The organism is Marmoricola sp. OAE513 (genome assembly GCF_040546585.1).
Taxonomy (GTDB): Bacteria; Actinomycetota; Actinomycetes; order Propionibacteriales; family Nocardioidaceae; genus Marmoricola.
Window position 1 is genome coordinate 768,424 of sequence record NZ_JBEPOC010000001.1, and the last position, 22,964, is coordinate 791,387.

A 22,964-nucleotide genomic window follows, 5' to 3' on the forward strand; every position below is an offset into this window, starting at 1 on the left:
TCATCCGCGTGTGCCAGAGTTCACGCGTGGAGGCGACGACACTGGTCTGGATCCTGGGGGCCGCCCTGGTGGTCGTGACCGGCGCGCTCGCCGCGGCCGTGATGGCTTGGCGCCGGACCTCCGCCGAGCTCGCCGAGGCCAACCTGCGGGTCCCACCCCCGCCCCCGGAGAACCCCACCCAGCGGGCCGTGCTCACCGCCGGCACCGCCGTCCGCTCGGTCTTCGAGGCGGTCAGCCGGGTCCGGGAGCAGGGTGTCGGCGGGATGCTGGTCAGCACGTTGGAGGACTTCAACCGCTGGGCCGCCGACCAGCGCACCGCGATCGGTCGGATCGCGGACGAGGACGGCACCGTCACGATCTTCTTCTCCGACATCGAGAACTCCACGGCGCTCAACAACCAGCTGGGCGACTCCCGCTGGCTCAAGGTCCTCACCGCGCACGACCGCCTCGTCGAGACCTACGTCGAGAAGTACCGCGGCCTGATCGTGAAGTCGTTCGGCGACGGGCACATGGTCGTCTTCACGACACCCGAGCTGGCGATCGCGGCCGCTCTGGACATCCAGCGGGCACTCAACGCCAGCTGGAACCGGAGCCGCGAGCTGCGGCGTACGCCGATCAGGATCCGGATCGGGATGCACACCGGGACCGCCATCGAGCGCGGCGGCGACTACTTCGGCCAGAACGTGGCCCTGGCGGCACGGGTCGCCGGCCAGGCCCAGGGCGGCGAGATCCTGGTCACCGGCGACATCGTCAGCTCCACCGAGGACGTCTTCGGGTTCACCCCGGCCGAGGCCGTGGAGCTCAAGGGCTTCGACGGCGAGCACGAGCTGTTCCACGTGGACGGCCGACGATGAGGACAGCACCGTGAGGTTGAAGCCCGGACGCCCGGACATCACGGCGTACGCCGACCGGTTCGACGTCCCCGCGGCCGAGGGCGACCTGTCCGTGACCTTCCTCGGCGTCAGCACGCTGCTCCTCGACGACGGTGAGTCCGCGGTGCTGACCGACGGCTTCTTCAGCCGTCCGCCGATGCTCGAGGTGCTGCTGAGCAAGATGCGTCCCGACGTCGGTCGGATCGACGCCTGCCTGCACCGGGCGCTGGGCGGTCGTCCGGTCGAGGCCGTCGTGCCGGTGCACAGCCACTTCGACCACGCCATGGACTCCGGCGTCGTCGCCCACCGCACCGGGGCCCGGCTGATCGGCGGGTCCTCGACCGCGAACGTCGGCCGGGGCGCCCGGCTGCCCGCCGACCGGATCACGGTGGCGCAGCCCGGGGAGCCGATCGAGCTCGGCGCCTGGACCCTGACCCTGGTCGAGTCCCACCACTGCCCGCCCGACCGCTACCCCGGTGAGATCACGACGCCGGTGGTACCGCCGGTGCGCGCGGGCGCCTACCGCTGCGGGGAAGCCTGGTCGATCCTGGTCGGGCACCGCAGCGGGCCGAGTGCGCTGGTCCAGGGCAGCGCCGGCTTCGTCGAGGGTGCGTTGACCGGGCGCAGCGCGGAGGTCGCGTACCTCGGCGTCGGCCAACTCGGCCTCCAGAGCGAGACCTACATCGAGACCTACTGGGACCAGACCGTGCGCACCGTCGGTGCCCGCCGCGCCGTCCTGACGCACTGGGACGACTTCTTCCGGCCGTTGCCGATGCACCCCGGCGACAAGCAGCTGCGCGCCCTCCCGTACGCCGGTGACGACCTGGACGTGACGATGCGGGTGCTCACCCGGCTGGCGACGCGTGACGGCGTCGCCCTCTCGTTCCCGACGGTGTGGGAACGCGAGAACCCCTGGGCCTGAACCCTCAGCGCACCTCGGCGCGCACCTCGACCGGGCGGTGCGCCCGTTCGTGGGTGACCTCCACCCAGGGACTCCACTCGAACCAGGTCGGCAGCGCCCGGGCCAGGCGCGGCAGCCCGTCGACGACGATCCGGCCCTCCTTGACCGCCTCGTCCCAGTGCCGGTACCCCTGGAACACGTCAGCGAGCTCCGCCGTCGTGGCGGTGACCCGCAGGTCGACCTCGTAGCCGGGGTGCTGGATGCAGACCGACGCCTCGCCGCGCTCCAGGACCAGCCAGATGACCTCCTGCTCGGCGCCGACGTGCCGGAACTCCAGGACGGTCCGGACCGGGGGCAACCGGTCCGCAGCGATCCGGCGGTGCATCCACCAGGTCAGCGTGACCGGGTCGACGTCGTGCGGGCGGAGCTCGTCGAAGAGCCACTCGATCGCCCAGCGACCGAAGCTGTCGATGACCCGCTCGAGGTCCTTGCCGGCCGGCGTCAGGTGGTACTCGCTGCCCTTCCCGGTCGGGGACGGGTAGGTCGCGATCACGCCGTTCTTCTCCAGGTGCCGGAGCCGGGCGACCAGGAGCGACCGGGAGATCCCCGGCATACCGCGAGCGATGTCGTTGAAGCGGGTGTTCCCGAGGATGAGCTCCCGGAGGATCAAGGGGGTCCACCGGTCCGCGATGACCTCGCTGGCCAGGGCGACCGGGCAGTAGCGTCCGTATTCGGGCATGACTGATGCTCCCACCGACCCCACCCGACCGGAAGTCCCGAATCTGGACCGGCCAGGTCGTTTTCTTGGACTATCCGGGGCCTGGTCGCAGGAGCAGCCTCGGTACATGACCACGATGACCGAGATCCCCCCGAGCGCGTCCACCAGCGAGAGCACCGCCGACACCCTTGTCCAGCGGGCTCGCGCCCTGGCGCCGACCCTGACCGAGCACGCCGTCCGCCACGACGCCGACGGCACCTTCGTGACCGAGTCGCACGCAGCCCTGCGTGAGGCCGGCCTGCTCCGTGCCGCCGTACCGACCGAGCTCGGCGGGGACGGCGCCACCATCGCGGACCTCGCCGCGCTGCAGCGCGAGCTGGCCCACCACTGCGGTTCCACCGCGCTGGCCAGCTCGATGCACCAGCACGTGGTGGCGTTCACCGCGTGGCGGTACCGCCGCGGTCTGCCCGGCGCGGAGGCCACCCTGCGCCGCGTCGCCGAGGAGGGCATCGTGCTCGTCTCGACCGGCGGCGGCGACTACACCCAGCCGCGGGGCGAGGCCGTCAAGGTCGACGGCGGCTACCGGGTCTCCGGCACCAAGCGGTTCGCCAGCCAGTCCGAGGTCGGCACGGTGATGTCGACGATGTTCACCTACGACGACCCCGAGCGCGGCCGGCGGGTGCTGAACATGGCCGTGCCGATCGCCGCCGAGGGCATCACCGTGGCGGACAACTGGAACACCCTGGGCATGCGCGGCACCGCCAGCAACGACCTCCAGGTCACCGACGTCTTCGTGCCCGAGGACAAGGTGCTCGCCGACCGCCCGTACGGCGTCATCGACGCGCCGCTGCAGGTGATCTCCAGCGTTGCCTTCCCGATCGTCTCGGCGGTCTACCTCGGGGTCGCCGAGTCGGCGTACCAGGCATCGCTGGCCTTCGCCGGCCACCGCGGCGAGGACCCCCTGGTCCAGCGGCAGGTCGGCCTGATGGCGAACCGCCTGCAGGTGGCCGGCTGGGCCCTGGAAGGGGCACTGCGCGCCGTCGGGGACGACCCGGCACCGTCGCTGGAGACGGTGGCAGCGGTGATGACGGCCAAGCGCGAGATCGCGCTGGCGGGGGTCGAGGTCTGCGACCTGGCGATGGAGGTCGCGGGCGGTCCGGCGTTCTTCAAGGGTTCGCCGATCGAGCGCGCCTACCGCGACATCCGCGCAGCCAAGTTCCACCCGCTGAGCCCGGAGGACACCCTCGTCCACGCGGGCCGGCTGGCGCTCGGTCTGCCCGCCGACACCGTCTGAGCCTCAGCCACCGATCCGGAGCTCCCCCGGCGCGCCGACCGGAACGACCGGACGGCGCGGCGGGACCGGGTCCAGCCGGACGTACGGCTCCCCGACCGTCGGTCTAGGGTCCGGTTCGCCCTTGTTCGGCCACAGCGCCACCGCGCGCTCGGACTGGGCGGTGATGGTCAGCGACGGGTTGACCCCGAGGTTGGCCGAGACCGCCGACCCGTCGACGACGTGCAGGCCCGGGTGCCCGAAGACGCGCTGGTAGGGATCGATCACCCCGTCGGCCGGAGTCAGGCCGATGACCGCCCCGCCGAGGTAGTGCGCGGTCACCGGCTGGTTGAAGGGATCAGCCATCGAGCCGCGCGGCTCACCGTCCATCTTCGCCGCGAACGACCGGGTGATCCGGTGCGCGATCGGGATCCAGTCCGGGTTCGGCTCGCCGATCCCCTGCCGGGTTCGGAACCTCCACCCGAACCGACCCCGCTCGAGGTAGGAGGTGACGGAGTTGTTCAACGACTGCATCACCAGGATGAACGCCGAGCCCTCGGCCTTCTGCTTCATCGTCATCAGCCGCAGTTGGGTCAGCGGGTGCCGCAGCAGCTGGCCGAGCAGCCGCAGCGGACGCCGCGGGCCGCCGTCGATCAGCGGCGCGCTGCTGGACAGCAGGGCGTCCTGCCCGGGGCCGTAGCGGCAGATCTCGACGTGCGTGTGCGGCTCGGGATGGATCGACGCGCTGATCGCGACACCGTCGGCCATGTCCCTCCGGGTCCGGCTCATCGCCATCAGACCGGCCTCGGAGTTCGTCCGGGACAGCTCGCCCAAGCGGTCCGACAGGTGCGGCAGGGCGCCCGTCTGCTTCAGCCGGTGCAGCAGCTTCTGGGTGCCGAGGGCAGCTGCCGAGAAGATCACCTGGTCGGCGGTGAAGGTGCGGCGTCCCCGCCGCAACCAGCCGTCGGACCGCGACGCGGTGACCTCGTACCCGCCGTCCGGCAACGGCCGGACGTCAGTGACGGTGGTGAGCTCGTGCACCTGAGCACCGGCCGACTCGGCCAGGTACAGGTAGTTGGTGAGCAGGGTGTTCTTGGCGTTGACCGGGCAGCCCGAGAAGCACCGGGCGCAGAAGGTGCAGCCGGTGCGGTCCGGACCGGCACCGCCGAAGAACGGGTCCGGCACGGTCCGGCCGGGCTCACCGAAGAAGACGCCGACCTGGGTGCGGTGGAAGGTGTCGGCCACCCCGAGGTCGCGCGCGACGTCGAGGAGCAGGTCGTCGGCAGCGCTGGTCCGCGGGTTCTGCTCCGCGCCCAGCATGCGCTTGGCCTGGTCGTAGTACGGCGCCAGCTCGGCCTTCCAGTCGGTGATGTGCGCCCACTGGGGATCGGTCCAGAACTCCTCGAGCGGCTCGTAGAGGGTGTTGCCGTAGATGATCGAGCCACCTCCGACGGCCGCGGCGCTGACCACGGTGCAGGTGCCGATCGGACTGATCCGCATCGTCCCGGTCATCTTCAGCCGCGGCAGCCAGACGAGCTGGCGCGGGTCCTTGCTGGTGTCCGGGAAGTCCTCGGGGTCCCAGCGCCGACCGGCCTCGAGAACCCCGACCGTGTACCCCTTCTCGCTCAACCGGAGCGCACTGACACTGCCACCGAACCCGGACCCGATGACGAGGACGTCGTAGTGCGTCATGCCACGAACCAGCGAGCGAGCAGGGTGCCGTCGTCCTCCAGCAGGAGCGCGAGCTCGAGGTCGGCACCGACCGGGTCGCCCCCGAGGATCCGCGGGTGGGAGCCCCCGATCAGGCGAGGCACCGTCGTCAGGCAGAGCTCGTCGGCAGCCCCGGAGGCGACGAGGTCGCGGAGCAGGTGCGGCCCGCCCTCGCTGAGCAGGTTGAGGTGACCGCGGTCGACCAGAGCGGCCTTGAGCGCGGCGAGGTCGACCTCCGTCTCCCCCACCACGACGACCTGGTCGTCACCGAGCAGCTCGCGGGCGTGCGCGAGCCCGGACGACGACGCGCAGGTCGCCACCAGGACCTTGCCCGCCGGAGCCTCGAGCAGCTGCTCGGGCACCTGGGCGGAGCGCGAGACCAGCACCAGCGGGACGTCGGCGACCCGGTAGTTCTCGGTCCGTGCCGTGCCGGCCCCGACGATGATCGCGTCCGCCTGGGCGCGCAAGGCGTCGAAGACCGCCTTGTCGGCCTGGTTGTTGATCGAGCCGCTCTGGCCGGACTCGCCGGTGGCGGCGCCGTCGAGCGTCGAGACCATGTTGACCCGCAGCCACGGCAACCGCGGCGGCCGGTAGAGCTCGGCGAGCTCCTCGCTCGAGGAGGACAAGGCGTCTAGGAGGACTCGCACTGCCACCTCACCACCCAGTACTGGACGCCGTACGGCGCGTCGTCGTAGTCGACGCTCACCCCGGTGACACGGACTCCCTGGCTGACCAACCGCCTCCCGAGCGACACCAGCGCCACCGCGTCCGGGGCCCACAGCTCGCCGGCCAGCTCGAGGTCGATCGCACCGAGAGCCTCCAGGTCGCCGGCCGCCAGGGCCGCGCCGATCGCGGCGTCGAAAGCCTCGGCCCGCTCGTCGAGGTGACCGGGGGCCTTCTCGGTACGGGTGGCCGACCCGTTCGCCACCAGGAGCAGCCCGGGCACCGTGTGCGCGGCCGGCGCGACCAGGTGGTCGGCGACCTTCTGGGCCGACGGGGTCGCGGCGACGGCGGCCACCGGCCCGTCCTCGACCAGCCACGCGACGGCGTCGCCGACGGCCGCCCGGAGGTCGGCGATCGGGTCCTCGGTGCTGGCGTACCGCGGCAGCAGGGCCAGGGTCGAGGGCACCACGACGACTCTCACGCGAGCCCCCGGATCGCGCGCTGCGGCGGTCGCCGTCCCGCGATCGTGTTGACCATGTCGACCACCTGGCGGGTCTCGACCACCTCGTGCACCCGGTAGATCCGGGCACCGGCGAGCGCGCTGATCGCCGTGGCGGCCAGGGTGCCGTTGAGTCGCTCGCCCACCGGGAGGTCGAGGCTCTCGCCCACGAAGTCCTTGTTCGACAGCGAGACCAGCACCGGCCACCCGGTGGCCACCATCTCGCCCAGCCGGCGGGTCAGCTCGAGGGAGTGGAAGGTGTTCTTGCCGAAGTCGTGCGCCGGGTCGATCACGATGCTCTCCCGGGCGACGCCGGCCGCCAGCGCACGACCCGCGTAGGAGATCGTGTCGCCGATCGCGGAGGCGACGACGTCGTCGTACTCCACCCGGAACGGACGGGTGCGCGGGGTGGCTCCCCCGGTGTGGGTGCAGATGATCGCGGCGTCGAACTCGGCGGCGACGTCGACCAGCCCCGGGTCGGCACCTCCCCAGGCGTCGTTGAGCACGTCCGCGCCGGCCTCGCAGACCGCGCGACCGACACTGGCCCGCCAGGTGTCGACCGAGATCACCAGGTCCGGGAACGCCTCCCGCACCCGGGCGACGAAGCCGACGACGCGGTCCTTCTCCTCGACCTCGTCGATGAAGACGCCCGGAGCGGCCTTGATGCCGCCGATGTCGACGATCTCCGCACCCTCCCCCACGACCTGGACGACCCGGTCGAAGGCCTTGTCCTCGGCCCAGGTCGCGCCCTTGTCGTAGAACGAGTCCGGCGTGCGGTTCACGATGGCCATCACCAGCGTGGTGTCGTCGGTGAAGGACTGCCGTCCGAGCTTCAGGGTCACGACAGGTACTTCGCAGCCGGGGGACGTTCGGCCCGGGGGACGAACCTGTCCGCGGCGGTGGCCACGCCGTCGACCGGCAGGAACTGGCGCAGCACGGTGCCCTCCCCGGAGACGGACCCGGAGCCCGTCTCGAGCCCGGCCCGCTCGAGCGCCGCCACCAGGATCTGGGTGGCCATCCCCCCGAGGTCGCGCAGGGACTGGTGCCGGTGCGCGCGGGTGCCGAGGTCGACCTGGGCGATCGCGTCGACGCCGCGCAACCGCAGCGTGTCGATGAGCGCCGCCGTCTCGACGGCGTACCCGGTCGGCACACGCAGGTTCTCGAAGAGGTTGCGGCGCACGGCCCACTCGCCCGCGAGCGGCTGGACCAGGCCGGCGAGCTCGGGGAACAGCAGGTTGAGCAGCGGCCTCGCGACGAGCTCGGTGACGCGACCGCCCTCGTAGGCTCCCCCCTCGTTCAACCGGCCGGCCTCCGACCCGTCTGCCAGGGGGCGTTCGTAGAACCCCTTCACCAGCGCGATCTCCGGCCGGGTCAGCAGCGGGCCGAGCAGACCGGGCACGAAGTGCGTGTCCCAGTCCAGGAGATCCGCGTCCATGAACACCAGCACGTCGCCGGTGGTGACGAACTGGGCCTTCCACATCGCCTCGCCCTTGCCGGGGAACGAACCCAGGTCGGGCCGGATCTCGGCCGAGCGGTAAACCTTCGCACCGGCGTCCTCGGCGACCGCGTAGGTGTCGTCGGTGGAGTCGGAGTCGATGACGACCACCTCGTCGAGCAGGTCGTTGGTCTCGGTCAGTGCCGTGCGCACCCGGGAGACCACGTCGCCAACCGTGGCGGCCTCGTTGCGCGCCGGGACGACCAGGCTGACCGTGAGCCCACGGGCGGACTTCGCTTCCAGCAGCTCGGCGAGGGTCCGGTCGCACCAGGAGCTGGTGTTCGCGGCGAACCAGGCGTCGAGGGTCACACCCCGAGGCTAGCGGTCAGGCGTCCAGCGCCCAGACCTGGTCCGGAATGACCTCGTCGACGAACGCGGCGATCTCCTCGACGGCCTGCGCCGCCTCGGGGACGATCGCGGCAGCGGCCTGGAAGACGTGCACCTGGTGGTCCCACACCTGCAGCTCGACGTCCACCCCGGCGCTGATCAGCGCCGCGGTCATCGCCTCGGCGTCCGGGAAGACCATCTCCGAGGAGCTGGCCTGGATCAGCGACGGGGGCAGACCGTGCAGCGCGGCGCGGCTGGGGCTGTCGGGCAGGCCGTGCGCCTCGCCGGCGCGGTGCGCGGCACGCAGGACGACCTGGCCGAGCGCGTCGAAGCAGCTCAGCGGGAACAGCGCGCAGGTCCCGGCCGACGCGGCGCTCACCTTGGCGGTCCCGTCGAAGTCGATGAGCGGCGACATCGCCACCAGTCCCGCCGGCATCGGCAGGCCGGCCGCTTGTGCGGCCAGCGCGACCTGGAAGGTCAGGTAGCCGCCCGCGGAGTCCCCCATGATGACGACCTGCGACGCGGGGACCCCGGAGTCCAGGACGTAGCGGTAGGCGTCCAGCCCGTCGGCGATGGACGCGCTCACCGGGTGCTTGGGGAGCTGTCGGTAGTTCACCGCGATCACGCTGGAGCGGGTGTCCTCGGCGATCCGCGACATCAGCTGTCGGTGCAGGTAGCGGCCGCCGACCACGAACGCACCGCCGTGCAGGTAGACGATCACCCGGTCCTCGACCGACGGCGTGCGCAGCACCTCGGCGGTGCAGTGCGGGAGTCGCATCGGCTCGAAGGTGGTGCCGGGAACGGTCCTGAGCGCCAGGCCGACGTAGTCGGCGAGGAAGTAGGGCCAGGGCGCGAGCGGCACGCGCGACCACAACCCGATGAACGGCTTGACGGTGCGCGAGAGGGCGGCGGAGAGCATCGAGGAGCGGACCGAACCGCCACCGAACTCGGTGCGTGCGACCCGGGTCGGAAGGACCTCGGCGACCTCGAGGTCGGAGACCAGACGTAGTGCCGTCGTTGCCTGCGAGCGTGCGCCCATCGAAACAACCCCCTCAGTCGGACCGGTCACCGCAACGTACCGGCACGATGAGCAAGGATTCGGCAGATTCGTCCCCCGCACAAGAGTTTCGCCGCAGCGAATTCCCGGGGGTCAGACCGTCGAACGGCGCTTCCCGGCACTGGAGCGGCCACGCCACTCCTCGATCCGCCAGGACAGCACCAGAGCCAGCGCCTCCCGGGCGATCGATCCGGACATCTTCGACTGCCCGGTGGTGCGGTCGGTGAAGGTGATCGGGACCTCGGTGACCCGCAGTCCGCGGCGCGTCGCGCGCCAGGTGTTCTCGATCTGGAAGGAGTAGCCGTTGGACTCCGAGTCGAGCACGTCGATCGCCTCGAGCGCCTCGCGGTTGAAGGCCTTGAAGCCGGCCGTCGTGTCGCGCACCGTGGTGCCGAGCAGCAGCCGGACGTAGAGGTTGCCGCCGCGCGAGATCAGCTGCCGGTGCCAGCCCCAGTGCTTCACGCCGCCGCCCTTGACGTAGCGCGAGCCGACCGCGATGTCGGCCCCTGCGACCTGATCAGTGGCGAGCGCCGCGAACAGGGCCGGCAGCCGGTCCGGCGGGTGCGAGAGGTCGGCGTCCATCTGGGCGATCTGGTCGTACCCGGCGTCCAGGGCCCACGCGAAGCCGGCCCGGTAGGCACCTCCCAGGCCGCTGCGGCCGGGACGGGTCAGCAGGTGCACCGTGTCGCCGTACGCCGGGTGCCCGGCCACCAGCGGACCGGTGCCGTCGGGGCTGTTGTCGTCGACGACCAGGACGTGGCACTCCGGCGCCGCCTGGCGCACGGCATCGACCGCGCGGAGCACGTTGCCGGCCTCGTTGTAGGTCGGAATGACGACGATCCGGCGCGGGTGCACCGGTTCATTCCGCCCAGAAGTCATTGGAGGAGTCTAGGCGCTGCCACGATGGACCCATGAACCAGATCCGGATCGACCTCCCCGAGGTCACCCTGGCCGCCCTCACCTGGGGACCGACGGACGGGCCGCTCGCGATCCTGCTGCACGGATTCCCCGACACCGCGCACACCTGGCGGCACCTCGGGCCGGCGCTGGGCGGGGCCGGTTACCGGGTGGTGGCCCCGTTCCTGCGCGGCTACGCCCCCTCCGAGGTCCCGGCCGACGGAGCCGGTGACGTGGCCGCCCTGGTCTCCGACGTCCTCGGCATCCACCGCGAGCTCGGCGGCGGTCCGGACGCCGTGCTCGTCGGCCACGACTGGGGTGCCATCACGGCCAACGCCCTGGCCGCGCACGAGGACAACCCGTTCGCCGCGGTCGTCGTGCTCTCGGTGCCGCCGTTCACCGCCATCAAGGGGGCGAAGGTGCTGCGAGCGCTGCCCCGGCAGCTCCGCAACTCCTGGTACATCCTGTTCAACCAGCTGCCGCGCCTGCCCGAGCGCTTCCACGCGCGCCTGGTCCGGCGCCTGTGGAAGGACTGGTCGCCGGGCTTCGACGCGAGCGAGGACCTGCCGCACGTGCTGACCGCGATGGCCGGCCCGGCGAACCGGCGCACCGTGATCGGCTACTACCGGGCGCTGGCCAGCCCTTTCGGTCCGCCGGCGGCGTACCGGCGCTGGAAGGGCGCCGAGCTGCGCGACCCGCTGGTCCCGCTGCTCTACCTGCACGGCGCCGACGACGGCTGCCTGGACCCGCGCCTGGTCGCGACCGCCGAACCGAACCTGCCGGCGGGCAGCTCGGTCGCGATGGTGCCGGGCGCGGGGCACTTCCTCCAGCTCGAGCAGCCCGAGCTGGTCAACCAGCTGGTCCTGGAGTACCTGGCGTCGGTCTAGAGCCAGGGCAGCCGGGGGTCGACCGCCGGCCCCGCGAACCGGGACGCATCGGCGACGACGCGCAGCGCGCGTCGTCGGTCGGCGACCTCCGCAGCCACCAGGGCGACGACGAACGCCATCGCCACCAGACTTCCGACCACGAACATGGGAACCATCGCGCACCACCTCGGTCAAGGTCGACGACCGACCGTCGACACCTGGTATTCGCGGCCGACGGCGCTGCGGATGTGACCTGGGTCGCACCCGGCCCGAAAGCGGTGCACTAACGTCGGTGCGTGCCCACCCGCGGAGTCCTCGCGCCGCACCCAGGCGGAGCGGCGTGCCGACAGCGAGCAGCGCCTGATCCAGGCGTCCGTGGAGCTCATCGTCGAGCAGGGGTTGGCGAACACCTCGCTGGCCGACATCGGCCGTCGTGCCGGCGCCAGCCACGCGCTGGTGAACCACCGCTTCGGCTCCAAGGACGAGCTCGTCGACCGGATCATCGAGGTGGCCACCGCCCACTACGCCGAGGTCGCGGCGGAGCGGATCGGCCGGCTCACCGGCCTGGACGCTGTCCTGGTGGTCGGCGACCTCTACCTCGACCTGGTGGTGGGGGCCGACCCGCTGGGCCGGGTGCACGTCGTGCTGTGGAGCGAGGCGATCGCGAACACCGCCACCCGGCGTACCGCGCAGACCGAGTGGGACCGGCAGTTCCGCGACTTCCTGTCCCAGCTCATCGAGGACGGCATCGCGGCGGGCACGATCCGGCCGGACCTGGTCGTCGCCGAGACGGCGCTGACCATCGTCGGGGTGCTGCGCGGCATCGCGATGCAGCTGATGCTCGACGAGGGCGTCAGCCTGCCGGATTCCAAGTCGCTCGTACGGTCGCTGGTGCTGGCGGAGCTGCGGGCCTGAGCACCCGGTCGAAGTGGTTCAGCACCACCTCGGTCACGGCCGCCGCCGACCCGGCCCCGGGATCCAGCAGCAGCTGGAGGGCGACACCGCGGAGCAGACCGACGATGATCACCGCGGCAGCCTCCGGGTCGATGCTCGGCCGGATGCTGCCGTCGGCGATCCCGGCCTCGATGATCGAGACCAGGGACGAGCGGAACAGCCGGTCCCAGGCCGCCCGGTAGGGACGCTTGCCTACGCCCGTGGCGATCGCCTCGCTCCACACCAGCAGGTGCACCCGGGCGACAGGGTCGGGGCCGAGGACCAGGCGCAGGTAGGTCTCGCCGACGATGCGGAGCGCGTCGGCGCCGTGGGTGTCCCCCACCCGGCCGACCGTCGTGGTGGTGAACATCCGGACGGCTTCGGCGTTGAGCCGCTCGATGAGCGCGTCCTTGGAACCGAAGCGGGCGTGCACCAGCCCGTGGCTGTAGCCAGCGCGCCGTCCGATCTCGGCCAGGGACGTCCCCTCGATGCCGCGCTCCACGACGAGCTCGGCAGTCGCCTCCAGCAACCGCCGGTCGCTCTCGGCGCGACGTTCGGCCTGGGTACGCCGAGGCCGGCTTCCCGGGCCCGGCTGAGCCGGGACGGGAGTCCGAACCTCCGTCATGTCAGGACGACTGGCAGAGCCTGCACGGCGTCAGGTCGGAGACGTCGCTGCCGGCAGGACGCAGGTCCTCACGCCCGGCGATCAGGTCGCAGTCCGCACGGTGCACCGTCTTGCCGCGACCGGCGACCACCAGCTCGGCGCCGTCGACCTTGCTCTTCGCGCGCGCCGGGGTCGCCGCCGTACGAGCAGCAGCCGGGGCGGCGGAGGCAGCGGCGGCCGACTCGACCGCCGTGGCCAGCGCGGCCTGGTCCGAGGCGTGCCGGTCCGAGATCGCCTCGGCGAGCACCAGGATGGTGTCGGACAGGCTCTGCGCCGACTCCTTCTGCTCGGCGGCGATCCGGGCGAGCCAGGAACCGAAGTACAGGAAGCCACCCACGAAGGTGATGCCCAGGCCCAGGATGCCGCCCGAGATCAGGTAGGAGGTCTGGTCGTACTCGTACGGCGTGTGCGCCGCGCCGTACCAGCCGAGCCCGATCACGATCAGGCCGCCGGGCAGCAGGACCGCACCCGCGATGAACAGGATGAAGTGCAGCTGCTGGATGGGGTTGCCCTTCAGCGGGGCCACCCCTTCCTTGGCCTTCGCCTTCGGCATCTTCTGGGCCGGGGCGGCGGCTGCTCCGGGAACTTCGATGGTGGTCATCTCATACCTTCCTGAGGTCGGGGATGCCGGCCTTGAGGCCGTGTGCACAGGTTGCGGATCCCCCGAACATGATCAAGCCGGCACGTCGGATGTACCAGCCCAGGCCTGCAGCGAGCATCAGACCTCCGAGCAGAAGCGCCATCGGGATGCTCCCGAGCGGCGGAAGACCCGAAACCTTCTGCGGCACGAACGGGTCGGTCGGCGCGTTGCCCGGCGGGGTCTCCGCAGGCGCACCCGGATCCGTGATCGGCACGTCGCCGACGGGGACGTCCGCGACCGGGGTGTCGGTGACCGGGGTGTCGACCACCGGCGGCGTCACCACGGCGTCCGGGTCGATGCCCTTGACCGTCTGCGCGTCCGCCCGGCTCTGCCCCAGGACCAGCGCGACCTTCGGGTGCGCGTCGCCGAGCGCGACGATGAGGCCCTTGAGGATCGCGGCCTGGCCCGGCAGGTCCGGGAGCTGGCCGACGAGCTCGTCGAGCGGCAGCTTGGGCAGCAGGCTGAGCAGCGGCTGGGTGTCGATCTCGATCCGCAGGCCCTCGGCGGACACGGAGCCGACCGGCCCCTCCTTGGTCACCTTGGACTCGCCGATCTCGAACTTCACGCCGAGCTTGGCCAGCGCCTTGATCGCGTCGTCGGGCAGGCCCGGGAGCGGGTTCTCCTTGCCCATCGCCTCGAAGCCCTTGCCGGTGTACCCGAACTTGTTGCCCAGGATGCTCATCGAGCCGATGTCGATCTTCTTCGTGGTGACCGCGCCCTGGGCGATGTTGCTGACCGTCTTGGTGACGACCTCGACGCCGTTGAGCTTGATGAGACCACCGAGCAGGCCAACGGTGCCGAGCCGTGCCGTTGCGCTCGCCGTGACCGTGTCGGACTCCGGGTCGTAGGACGTCGAGGAGATGCTGTCCATGCCCGCGACGTTGACCAGGGCGCTGAGCGCACCGAGCGGGCTGCCCGACGGGGTGGACCCACCGTCCTTGTCGGTCTTGGTACCGAGCAGGATGCCGGTCAGCCCGGTGGGGTCCTTGAGCAGGTCGAGCAGGTTCGGCGGCGGGGTGGACCCGGTGTCGCCGTCGGCGACGTCGCCGGCGGTGCCGTAGCCGACCTTGGCGGTCGCCTTCTTGTCCGTCGTGCTGACACGACCCACGCTGCCGGGCAGGAACTCCTGGCTGGCGGACTGGGTGTCGCCCGGGTTCTGGGCGTTGACCTGCACCGGGTAACCACCGTCGGTGAGCGGTCCGGGCAGACCGAGCTGCTCGCCGAAGGTCTTGAGACCCTCACCGACCGCGTCGCCGGGCCACATCGCCGAGGCACGGGCCGACCCGATCGGGCCGGAGGCACCCTGCACCTTGGTGTAGGAGAAGTTGAACTCCAGCTGCGGGGAGGACGGCACCGGGATGGCCGGCTCGTAGATCTCCACGCGCAGCGGGGTCGCCAGCGCGAAGGTGGTGAAACCGGTGAAGTCCGGGGCAGCGTTGGCCGGGCTCATCGACGACGCGCTGGCCCCCGCCAGCAGGCCGAGCGCCAGCACCGACGCCGCCGTGCGCTTCGACCGGCGGCTCGCCGTCCGGACGCGGCGCGCGATCGTTTTGTCGTACAGAGTCTTCTCATTGCATTGCACGCAGGTCATGCGGCACCCCCAAGAATCACATCGGCCATGATGTCGCTGATCTCGTCGGGCTCGCCCGTGGCGACGACCCGACCACCCGTCATGACGGCAGCGTAATCGGAGACACGGAGTGCCGTCCGGGCAAACTGCTCGACAACCAGGATCGAAACACCCGTCTGCGCGATCTGCGCGACCGTCTCGTAGAGCTCGTCCACGATCAGCGGCGCCAGGCCCATCGACAGCTCGTCGAGGAGCAGGAGCGCCGGGTCGGAAGCCAGAGCGCGCGCCATTGCGAGCATCTGCTGTTCTCCACCGGACATGGTTCCGGCAAGCTGGTAGCGGCGCTCGTGCAGCCGCGGGAAATAGGTGTAGGCGGTGTCGAACACGGCGTCGGCAGCGACCCCGGCGTACGACATCAGCAGCAGGTTCTCCTCGACCGTCAGGTTCGGGAAGACACTGCGGCCCTCGGGGATCGTGGTCAGACCGAGCCGGGCCAGGTCGTCGGACTTCGCGCCGGTGACGTGCACGCCCGCCAGGTGGATGTCACCCGAGGTCTGCTCCATCTGTCCCGAGATCACCTTCAGCAGCGTGGACTTGCCGGCACCGTTGGGTCCCAGCAGCGCGACGACGGCTCCCTTGGGCACCGTCAGGTTCACGCCGCGGAGGACCTCGATACGGCCGTACGCCGCGTGCAGGTCGATCACGTCCAGAATGGGGACACTCATGCCTGTGCTCCTTCGCCCACCAGCGGGATGATCGCGGTGTCGTCGTTCGCGGGGCCCTCGTCGGAGTAGCCGAGGTAGGCCTTCTGGACGACCGGGTCCACGCGGATCTCGGCGGGCGTGCCGTGCGCGATGATCGTGCCGAAGTCGAGGACGTGGATGTCGTCGCAGACGCTCATCACCAGGTCCATGTCGTGCTCGACCATGAGGATGGTCTTGCCCTCGGAAGCCAGCTGCTTGAGCAGGTCACCGAACGCCTCGGTCTCGTCCTCGTCCAGACCCGAGGAGGGCTCGTCGAGGAGCAGGAGCCGCGGGTTGCAGGCGAGCGCACGGGCGAGCTCGAGCAGCCGCGCCGTGCCGGTCGGGATCGAGTCGGCACGGTCCGAGGCGTAGGAGGCGATGCCCACCAGCTCGAGCAGGTCGTCGACGTCGTTGTCGGCCGAGCGGAACATCCCGCTGAAGCCGTCGTTGATGTCGAGCGCGACCCGGACGTTGTCGGCCACGGTCAGCGACCCGAACGCCTCGAGGCGCTGGAAGGTGCGACCGATCCCCCGCTTCGCGCGGCGGTTGACCGGGAGGCGGTTGATGTTCTTGCCGTCGAAGACCACCCGGCCCGACGTCGGCGTCTGCAGGCCGGTGACCACGTTGAACGTGGTGGTCTTGCCGGCACCGTTGGGGCCGATCAGCCCGGTGATGGTGCCTTCCTCGACCTCGAAGTTGGCGTGGTTGACAGCGGTCACGCCGCCGAACTGGACGACGACGTCGTCAACGTGAAGCAGCGGCATCCGCATCCACCTCCTCGAGCTCGTTGACAGGTTCGGTCAGGTCGTCGTGGCCCGGATCGGCGAGACCCGGTTCCTTCGGGCGCAGGGCCATGCCGGGGTACCGCTCGACGAGCGCCGGGTAGACCGTGTTCTGGATCCAGCCCGGGAACTGGAACAGCTTGTTGGCCAGACCGTTCGGGTCGCGACCGATGACGACCGCGCCGATGCCGAGCAGGACGAACAGCAACCCGCCGATCTCGGGGTGGTCGCCCTGGGCGACGGGCAGGTACATCATCGAGAAGCCGCCGAAGACCGTGCCGGTGACCGAGGTGACGCCCCAGACGACGGCGAACAGGAGCAGCAGCAGGCTCTGGAAGTAGATGAAGTCCGCCGAGCCGACGGTCCCGCGGAGACCGGCGAACAGCGCGCCACCGAGACCCGCGATACCGGCCGAGGCGGCGAACAGGCCGACCCGGAACCAGCGCTGGTCCAGTCCGAGGGTTCCGCACGCGGCCTGGCTGTCACGCATCGCGATGAGGATCCGACCGAGGCGTCCGCGGCGGATCGCGAGGACGCCGACCGCGGTGACCACGAAGAAGATCACCATGAGGACGACGTACGACTTGTAGCTGTCGAACTCGAACCCGGCGATCGAGAGCCGCTTGGCCGACAGCAGGTTCGAGAACTCGAACGCGAAGCTCTGCTGGAAGATCAGCTTCTCCATCAGCTGCGCGAACGCGAGCGTCGCGAGAGCCAGGTAGAGACCGGTCAGCCGCAGCACCGGGAAGGCCACCAGGGCACCGACCGCAGCGGTGATGAGGATGACCAGCGCGAGGCCGAACAGGTTCGGCTGGTCGAGCTTGCAGTACGCGATCGCACCCACGCCGGCGAAGGTGAACTGACCCAGCGACACGATGCCGCCGTAGCCGGTGAGCAGCACCAGCGAGAGCATCACGATCGAGAACGTCGCGGCGGTGCCCATCAGGATCAGGTTGGCGTCACTGAGCGTGCCGGCCAGGACGATCGAGACGACGATGAACGCGCCTCCCCAGCCGAGGCTCTTGGTCAGGCTCGGGACCGGTGCGGCGACCAGGCCCTTGACCTGACCGATGCGCAGCGGAGCCTGCGGCAGGATCACCAGGATGGCGAACAGGAACAGCGCCGGGACGACGGCGGGAAGCCCACCGAGCTTCTCGCTGAAGGGCAGCTTGTCGAGGTAGCCGACCAGGTAGGACTGGGCGAGGCCCAGGGCCAGCGCGCCGACGTAGGTCAGCGGCAGGCTGGTCAGCTTGCCGAGCATCGCCGCGGCGTACGCCGAGATGACGAGCAGCGTGAGCTGGTAGTACTCCAACCCGATCTCGGGTGCCAGCAGGATGCCCGACAGCGCACCGAGCGAGGTGCCCACCGCCCACGACAGCGCGGCCACCGACTTGGGACGTCCGCCGTACAGCTCGAGCAGGTCGGGGTTGTCGACGCTGGCCCGCATCGCCGTACCGACCCGGGTGCGGGTCAGCAGCACGTAGAGGCCGGCCGCGACCAGCGCGGACAGCACGATCGTCAGCACGCGGTGGTAGCTGATGTTGACCTCGCTGCCGATGCTCAGCGACTGGTCCGGGAAGAACTGCGGGATCACCCGCGCCTCGTCGGCCTTCCAGATCTGGGTGGCCACACCGATGAGTGCGACCAGGATGCCGACCGTGACGACCAGGGACACGCCGATGGGCGCGGACCCCAGCCCCCGGGTGAGCACCCGCTGGAAGAAGACACCGAGGAGCGGAGCGATGACCAGCAGCACCAGGATCAACGAGATCCAGACCGGGATCCCCTGCTTGACCGAGAAGTCCCAGTACATGTAGCCGAAGAGCATGCCGACGGCACCGTGGGCGATGTTGAACACCCGGGTGGTGCTGTAGGTGAGCACCAGGCCGCTGGCGGCGATCGCGAAAGCCGCGCCGGTGAACAGACCCTGGAGGGTGTAGGAGATGAACGCGCTCATGCGGTCACCGCCCGACACTGCTTCCGCGGCATGTGTACTCCTTCGAGCCGAGGGGGACGAACTTGCCGCCCTTGACCTGCATGAAACGGATGCAGGACGGCGAGTGCTTGCCACCAACATCCATCGGACCGTGCATCCCGCCGCCGGTCCACTTGTGCTGGGACTTGAGGGCCGCCACCAGGGATGCTCGGCTGAGTTTGCCACCCAATTTGATCGACTGCTCGACAAACAGCTTGGAGGCCGACCAGGCGAACTCGCCGAAGAACGTCGGGTCGGCGCCGGGCGCGACCTGCTGGAGCCACTTCTTGTAGAGGTTCAGCTCGGGCTGGCTCTCCTCCAGCGGCGTGAAGTTGATGAACATGAACACGCCCTCGACGGCGCTTCCGCCGGTCTTGAGGAAGTTCTTGTCGTAGACCGACGGGTCGTACAGACGGACCTGCGGCTTGAAGTTCGCCTGCTGGATCGCCTGGGCCAGACGGACCGACTGCTGGTACGCGCCGATGAACTGCACGAACTCCACGCCCTTGCTCTTCATCTGCTGGACGTAGGGCCCGTAGTTGAAGTCGGCGACGTCAATTCCCGCGCTGTACAGGAACTTCATGCCCCTCTGCTCCTCCACCTTCTGCTGGTACTTCGCGTTCTCCGCGGCCGCACCGGCGTTCAGGTAGAGGAAGGCAGCCTTCTGGCTGGCGGCCTTGTAGTTCTTCACGATGTAGTCCGGAACGGCGTTCGAGAACTCGCGCGGACCGACTGCCTGGGCACCGAAGCAGGTCTTGCACTCGTTGCGCGTCGCGGTCACCGCGGCGGTCCGCATGTCGGGGAGTCCGCAGCCCTGCGCGACACCGGCACCACCGGAGTCGAAGGCCGACATGGAACCGACCGAGGCGAACACGTTGTCGCACAATTTCTGGTACGCCTGCTGGTCTGCACCAGCATCGGTCCGCGAGTCGTAGGTCGTGAGCTTGAGCTTGCGTCCGCAGATGCTGGACGTCGAGTTGAAGTAGGCGACGTACGCCTTGGTCGCCTGCTGGGCGGCCGTGAAGAGACCGGGCACCGGACCCGAGATGTCGGAGGAGTTCCCGATCTCGATCGTGCTCGCGGTGATGCCCTTCTGGTTCTTGAACCCTGCGCAGGAACCGGCGGCCACCGCCGGCGGCTTGCTGCCACCGGTGCTGGTCCCCGTGCCCGTGCCGGTACCCGTCCCCGTGCCGGTCCCCGTCCCGGTCCCGGTTCCCGTGCCGGTCCCGGTGCCGGTCCCCGTACCCGTGCCGGTTCCCGTCCCGGTGCCGGTCCCCGTGCCCGTGCCGGTGCCCGGGTCCCCGACGCCGCCGTTGCCGGTCGCGCCCGTGATGCCGTTCACCTTGTCGTTGGCGGACTTCACCTTCTCCGGACTGAGGGCCGAGCCCCCGCACGCCGTGGGAACGGCGAGCACAAGTGCGAGTGCCCCGATCCCCAGCAGTCGACGAATCCGGGTGGATTCCACAACGCTCTGCACAGCCATACTCCTGACGCCAGTTCTTCCAGGTGAGGACGAACCAGAAAGTAGATGTGCATCACATAACTGCGAAGCGGGCAGAAAGTTACTTTCTGGAACGTGTTCTATTTGGGGAGTATGCCGGGTCAGCGGACCGGTTGAAACCCCTCCCACCGAATTGGTCACCGCCGTAGGGTCGGCCCATGCCCGCTCCCGCCCCGTCCCTGCGCCTGGGCCCCCGCCTGGGCACTGTCACAGTTCTGGTACTCGGCGCGCTCGCCTGGACCGGGCCCACCCGGGCCGACGTCCCGGTCGGCGTGGAGGCGGTCGTGGGGTCGGTGACCTGCGACGCCGAGGACGGTTCAGTGCCCGTCACGCTCACCGCCGGAGCCGCCGCGACCGACTTCGAGCTGTACCTCGACGGTGAGCCGTACGGCGACGAGGCCGTCGCCGTCCCTGGGGGCACCAGCACCACGATCACGGTGGCGGGACTGGCTGACGGCGGCCACGCCTTCGACGTCGTCCTCCCCGGCGACCCGGGGGCGGACCCAGGATCGGACCCAGGATCGGACCCGGAGTCGGACCCCGAGAACCTGGTCAGCACCACCCGCGAGGTCGCGTGCGACGCTGCCCCGGTCGGCGCCTACACCAACCCGAAGGGGTCGGTGGAGGTCTTCTGCGGCAACGAGGCCGTGGTCACCGCCACCAACGAGCCGATCGGCGGGAACACCGCGGACCTGCAGCCGGTCACCTTCACCCTGTCGTTCCAGCCGTGGGCCACCGACGCAGACGGCGTCGGCCTGCCCCTCGACGTGCCGCCGACCCCGATCGACACCTTCACCCTGGATTCCTCCACGCCGGCGTACGAGCGGGTCCTGGGCGAGACCGAGATGGGCGAGCTCGCCGCACTCAGCCCGACGGGCATGATCAACCTGCTCGTCGGCGACGAGGTGGTGAGCCAGTCGGGTCTGGGCGGCACCTGCGTCGTCGAGGCCGCCACCCCTGACGCCACCTCCGGCGTCGCCCTTCCGGCGACCGGGGCCTGAACCGCACCGCACTTGTTGTTACGGTCGTCGACCGATGAGCACCATCACCTCGATCCACGTCGCCCCCGGCCGCCGGCTCCCGATGAAGTCCGTCGACGCCGTGCTCGCCGAGGCCGGACGCGGCCTGGTCGGCGACCGGTACCACGGCGCGAAGCACCGCCACGTGACCCTGCAGTCCGCCGAGGCGCTCGCGCTCGCGGGCGAGGACCTCGGCCGTGCGGTCCCGCCGGAGGGAACACGGCGCAACGTGACCGTCGACGTCGGCGAGGTGCCGACCGCACCGGGCACGCGGGTGCGCATCGGGGACTGCCTGCTGGAGGTCGTCCGGGTGGCCGCGCCCTGCCGTCTGCTCGACGACAACCTCGGACCGGGAGCAGCGGCCGCGCTGCGCCGCCGCGCGGGAACTGTCTTCCGGGTCCTCGAATCCGGGACACTGCACGTCGGGGACCAGGTCGACTGGTCGCCCACCGACCAGGAGGACGCACGATGACCGGCACCGGACGACGGACGATCGCCTACGTGCTCCCGGTGTTCAACGAGGAGGAGGCCATCGGCGCGTTCCACGACGCGCTGGCCGCCGCGACCGCGACCCGGCCCGACCTGGACTTCGAGTTCCTCTACGTCGACGACGGCAGCAAGGACGCCTCCCTGGAGAAGCTTCTCGAGGTGCGCGCGCAGGACCCGCGGGCGACCGTGCTCAGCCTGTCGCGCAACTGCGGCCACCAGATCGCCGTCACCGCCGGCCTGGACGCCGCCGGCGACGCCGACGCGGTCGTCGTCATGGACACCGACCTCCAGGACCCCCCTGCCGTCAGCATGGAGATGATCACGATGTGGGAGGGCGGCGTCGACGTCGTCTACGCCCAACGGCGCACCCGCAAGGACGGCGTCTTCAAGCGTTCGACGGCGTACGCGTTCTACTGGGTCCTGGACCGGCTGGCGTCGATCGACATCCCGCGCAACGTCGGCGACTTCCGGCTGATGGACCGCCGGGTCGTCACGGAGGTCAACCGGTACCGCGAGCAGGACCGTTTCCTGCGTGGCATCGTCGCGCACGTCGGCTTCCGCCAGGAGGCACTGCTCTTTGACCGCGACGCCCGGTTCGCCGGCGAGACCGGGTATCCGCTGCGCAAGCTCTTCAGCTTCGCCGCGACCGGCATCATCGGCTTCTCGACCACCCCGCTCAAGCTGATCTCGCGGCTCGGGTTCGCCATCTCCGGGATCTCGGTGCTGCTGGCGGCGTACGTGCTCTTCGTGCGTCTGTTCCGGCCGGAGGACTCCGTACCCGGGTGGGCCTTCCTCGGCGTGGGCATGTTCCTGCTGAGCGGGCTGCAGCTGATCATGATGGGCGTCATCGGCAGCTACCTCGGCCGGGTCTACGTCGAGACCCAGGACCGTCCGCTGTACGCCCTGGCGCTGGTCGCGCGCGGGAAACCGGACGACTCGTGACCGCGCTCGAGCACGGTCTGCGCCGGACCGCCGGAACCTTCGCCGTCGTCGGCGTCATCAACACGATCATCGACTTCGGGTTGTTCGCCCTGCTGCACGACCCGCTCGGGATCACCCTGGGGAACCTGCTCTCGACGGCGGCGGGCATGACCTTCAGCTTCGTGGTCAACGGGCTGGTGACCTTCAAGGCCGAGCGCCTCACGCTGCGGCACGCGCTCACCTTCATCGGCACCACCGGGACCGTGCTGTGGGTGGTGCAGCCGATCGCGATCCACCTGCTCCTCGGCGTGCTCCCCCACGACCTGCCCGTCGACCGGGTGCTGGTCGCGAAGGCCTGCACGATCGGGATCAGCTTCGTGCTGAACTTCGCGGCGTACAGGTGGGTCGTGTGGCCGTTGGAGAAGAAGACCTCCCCCTGACGCCGACCGGGC

At 70.4% G+C, this 22,964-nt stretch carries 25 protein-coding genes; 9 read left to right on the forward strand and 16 right to left on the reverse strand.

Going from position 1 to position 22,964, the window contains the following annotated elements; genetic code table 11:
• The first annotated feature begins 26 nt into the window (after positions 1-26).
• Complete coding sequence (locus tag ABIE44_RS03730) at positions 27-854, forward strand: adenylate/guanylate cyclase domain-containing protein (protein WP_209721944.1); 828 nt, start codon at positions 27-29, stop codon at positions 852-854.
• A 10-nt stretch (positions 855-864) separates the two neighbouring features.
• Positions 865-1,794 carry an MBL fold metallo-hydrolase gene (locus ABIE44_RS03735; RefSeq protein WP_209721942.1) on the forward strand — a complete coding sequence of 310 codons (930 nt, stop codon included), beginning with the start codon at positions 865-867 and terminating at the stop codon, positions 1,792-1,794.
• A gap of 4 nt (positions 1,795-1,798) precedes the next feature.
• Here the strand turns inward: ABIE44_RS03735 and ABIE44_RS03740 are convergent, their stop codons facing one another.
• Complete coding sequence (locus ABIE44_RS03740) at positions 1,799-2,512, reverse strand: winged helix-turn-helix transcriptional regulator (RefSeq protein WP_209721939.1); 714 nt, start codon at positions 2,510-2,512, stop codon at positions 1,799-1,801.
• Between the two features lie 106 nt (positions 2,513-2,618).
• On the opposite strand from ABIE44_RS03740, the gene ABIE44_RS03745 reads away from it, so the two are divergent.
• Entirely contained in the window at positions 2,619-3,785 is a 1,167-nt protein-coding gene (locus ABIE44_RS03745; RefSeq protein WP_209721935.1) for an acyl-CoA dehydrogenase family protein, read from the forward strand.
• A gap of 3 nt (positions 3,786-3,788) precedes the next feature.
• Here the strand turns inward: ABIE44_RS03745 and ABIE44_RS03750 are convergent, their stop codons facing one another.
• From ABIE44_RS03750 to ABIE44_RS03780, 7 genes are all read right to left on the reverse strand, one after another.
• Positions 3,789-5,453: a GMC oxidoreductase gene (locus ABIE44_RS03750; RefSeq protein ID WP_209721932.1), complete on the reverse strand. Its 1,665-nt coding sequence runs from the start codon at positions 5,451-5,453 to the stop codon at positions 3,789-3,791.
• A complete protein-coding gene (locus tag ABIE44_RS03755; RefSeq protein WP_354437821.1) occupies positions 5,450-6,097 on the reverse strand; it encodes a dihydrofolate reductase family protein in 648 nt (215 codons plus the stop codon). The genes ABIE44_RS03750 and ABIE44_RS03755 overlap by 4 nt, the downstream gene beginning before the upstream one ends.
• Positions 6,098-6,102: 5 nt before the next feature.
• The gene (locus ABIE44_RS03760) at positions 6,103-6,600 is read right to left on the reverse strand and encodes a class III extradiol ring-cleavage dioxygenase family protein (RefSeq protein ID WP_354437822.1); all 498 of its coding nucleotides are present in this window, start codon (positions 6,598-6,600) and stop codon (positions 6,103-6,105) included.
• An 11-nt stretch (positions 6,601-6,611) separates the two neighbouring features.
• Positions 6,612-7,475 carry a dihydropteroate synthase gene (gene folP, locus ABIE44_RS03765; protein ID WP_209721924.1) on the reverse strand — a complete coding sequence of 288 codons (864 nt, stop codon included), beginning with the start codon at positions 7,473-7,475 and terminating at the stop codon, positions 6,612-6,614.
• Positions 7,472-8,437: a glucosyl-3-phosphoglycerate synthase gene (locus ABIE44_RS03770; protein WP_209721922.1), complete on the reverse strand. Its 966-nt coding sequence runs from the start codon at positions 8,435-8,437 to the stop codon at positions 7,472-7,474. The genes folP and ABIE44_RS03770 overlap by 4 nt, the downstream gene beginning before the upstream one ends.
• Before the next feature lie 16 nt (positions 8,438-8,453).
• Positions 8,454-9,494 carry an alpha/beta hydrolase fold domain-containing protein gene (locus ABIE44_RS03775; RefSeq protein WP_209721921.1) on the reverse strand — a complete coding sequence of 347 codons (1,041 nt, stop codon included), beginning with the start codon at positions 9,492-9,494 and terminating at the stop codon, positions 8,454-8,456.
• A 111-nt stretch (positions 9,495-9,605) separates the two neighbouring features.
• Positions 9,606-10,391 carry a polyprenol monophosphomannose synthase gene (locus ABIE44_RS03780; RefSeq protein WP_209721920.1) on the reverse strand — a complete coding sequence of 262 codons (786 nt, stop codon included), beginning with the start codon at positions 10,389-10,391 and terminating at the stop codon, positions 9,606-9,608.
• Between the two features lie 32 nt (positions 10,392-10,423).
• On the opposite strand from ABIE44_RS03780, the gene ABIE44_RS03785 reads away from it, so the two are divergent.
• Complete coding sequence (locus tag ABIE44_RS03785) at positions 10,424-11,296, forward strand: alpha/beta fold hydrolase (protein ID WP_209721918.1); 873 nt, start codon at positions 10,424-10,426, stop codon at positions 11,294-11,296.
• Here the strand turns inward: ABIE44_RS03785 and ABIE44_RS03790 are convergent.
• A complete protein-coding gene (locus ABIE44_RS03790; RefSeq protein WP_209721916.1) occupies positions 11,293-11,451 on the reverse strand; it encodes a hypothetical protein in 159 nt (52 codons plus the stop codon). The two genes, ABIE44_RS03785 and ABIE44_RS03790, sit on opposite strands and share 4 nt — an antisense overlap.
• Before the next feature lie 187 nt (positions 11,452-11,638).
• On the opposite strand from ABIE44_RS03790, the gene ABIE44_RS03795 reads away from it, so the two are divergent.
• Positions 11,639-12,190: a TetR/AcrR family transcriptional regulator gene (locus ABIE44_RS03795; RefSeq protein ID WP_354438361.1), complete on the forward strand. Its 552-nt coding sequence runs from the start codon at positions 11,639-11,641 to the stop codon at positions 12,188-12,190.
• Here the strand turns inward: ABIE44_RS03795 and ABIE44_RS03800 are convergent.
• The 7 genes from ABIE44_RS03800 to ABIE44_RS03830 are packed head-to-tail and all read right to left on the reverse strand — an operon-like array spanning position 12,129 to position 19,945.
• Positions 12,129-12,833, reverse strand: a complete 705-nt coding sequence (locus ABIE44_RS03800; protein WP_209721910.1) for a TetR/AcrR family transcriptional regulator — start codon at positions 12,831-12,833, stop codon at positions 12,129-12,131. The genes ABIE44_RS03795 and ABIE44_RS03800 overlap by 62 nt on opposite strands.
• 1 nt (position 12,834) lies before the next feature.
• Positions 12,835-13,473: a hypothetical protein gene (locus ABIE44_RS03805; protein ID WP_209721907.1), complete on the reverse strand. Its 639-nt coding sequence runs from the start codon at positions 13,471-13,473 to the stop codon at positions 12,835-12,837.
• A gap of 1 nt (position 13,474) precedes the next feature.
• The gene (locus tag ABIE44_RS03810) at positions 13,475-15,094 is read right to left on the reverse strand and encodes a hypothetical protein (RefSeq protein ID WP_209721904.1); all 1,620 of its coding nucleotides are present in this window, start codon (positions 15,092-15,094) and stop codon (positions 13,475-13,477) included.
• A gap of 5 nt (positions 15,095-15,099) precedes the next feature.
• Positions 15,100-15,807 carry an ABC transporter ATP-binding protein gene (locus tag ABIE44_RS03815; RefSeq protein ID WP_209721901.1) on the reverse strand — a complete coding sequence of 236 codons (708 nt, stop codon included), beginning with the start codon at positions 15,805-15,807 and terminating at the stop codon, positions 15,100-15,102.
• Positions 15,804-16,589 carry an ABC transporter ATP-binding protein gene (locus tag ABIE44_RS03820; RefSeq protein ID WP_354437824.1) on the reverse strand — a complete coding sequence of 262 codons (786 nt, stop codon included), beginning with the start codon at positions 16,587-16,589 and terminating at the stop codon, positions 15,804-15,806. The genes ABIE44_RS03815 and ABIE44_RS03820 overlap by 4 nt, the downstream gene beginning before the upstream one ends.
• Positions 16,570-18,564: an ABC transporter permease gene (locus ABIE44_RS03825; RefSeq protein WP_209721895.1), complete on the reverse strand. Its 1,995-nt coding sequence runs from the start codon at positions 18,562-18,564 to the stop codon at positions 16,570-16,572. The genes ABIE44_RS03820 and ABIE44_RS03825 overlap by 20 nt, the downstream gene beginning before the upstream one ends.
• 4 nt (positions 18,565-18,568) lie before the next feature.
• A complete protein-coding gene (locus tag ABIE44_RS03830) occupies positions 18,569-19,945 on the reverse strand; it encodes an ABC transporter substrate-binding protein (protein WP_209721892.1) in 1,377 nt (458 codons plus the stop codon).
• A 296-nt stretch (positions 19,946-20,241) separates the two neighbouring features.
• On the opposite strand from ABIE44_RS03830, the gene ABIE44_RS03835 reads away from it, so the two are divergent.
• The 4 genes from ABIE44_RS03835 to ABIE44_RS03850 are packed head-to-tail and all read left to right on the forward strand — an operon-like array spanning position 20,242 to position 22,952.
• On the forward strand, positions 20,242-21,084 hold the full coding sequence (locus ABIE44_RS03835; RefSeq protein WP_209721889.1) for a hypothetical protein: 843 nt from the start codon (positions 20,242-20,244) through the stop codon (positions 21,082-21,084).
• Positions 21,085-21,118: 34 nt separating this feature from the next.
• On the forward strand, positions 21,119-21,574 hold the full coding sequence (locus tag ABIE44_RS03840) for an MOSC domain-containing protein (RefSeq protein ID WP_209721886.1): 456 nt from the start codon (positions 21,119-21,121) through the stop codon (positions 21,572-21,574).
• Complete coding sequence (locus tag ABIE44_RS03845) at positions 21,571-22,533, forward strand: glycosyltransferase family 2 protein (protein WP_209721883.1); 963 nt, start codon at positions 21,571-21,573, stop codon at positions 22,531-22,533. The genes ABIE44_RS03840 and ABIE44_RS03845 overlap by 4 nt, the downstream gene beginning before the upstream one ends.
• Complete coding sequence (locus tag ABIE44_RS03850) at positions 22,530-22,952, forward strand: GtrA family protein (RefSeq protein WP_209721880.1); 423 nt, start codon at positions 22,530-22,532, stop codon at positions 22,950-22,952. The genes ABIE44_RS03845 and ABIE44_RS03850 overlap by 4 nt, the downstream gene beginning before the upstream one ends.
• The last annotated feature ends 12 nt before the right edge of the window (positions 22,953-22,964 follow it).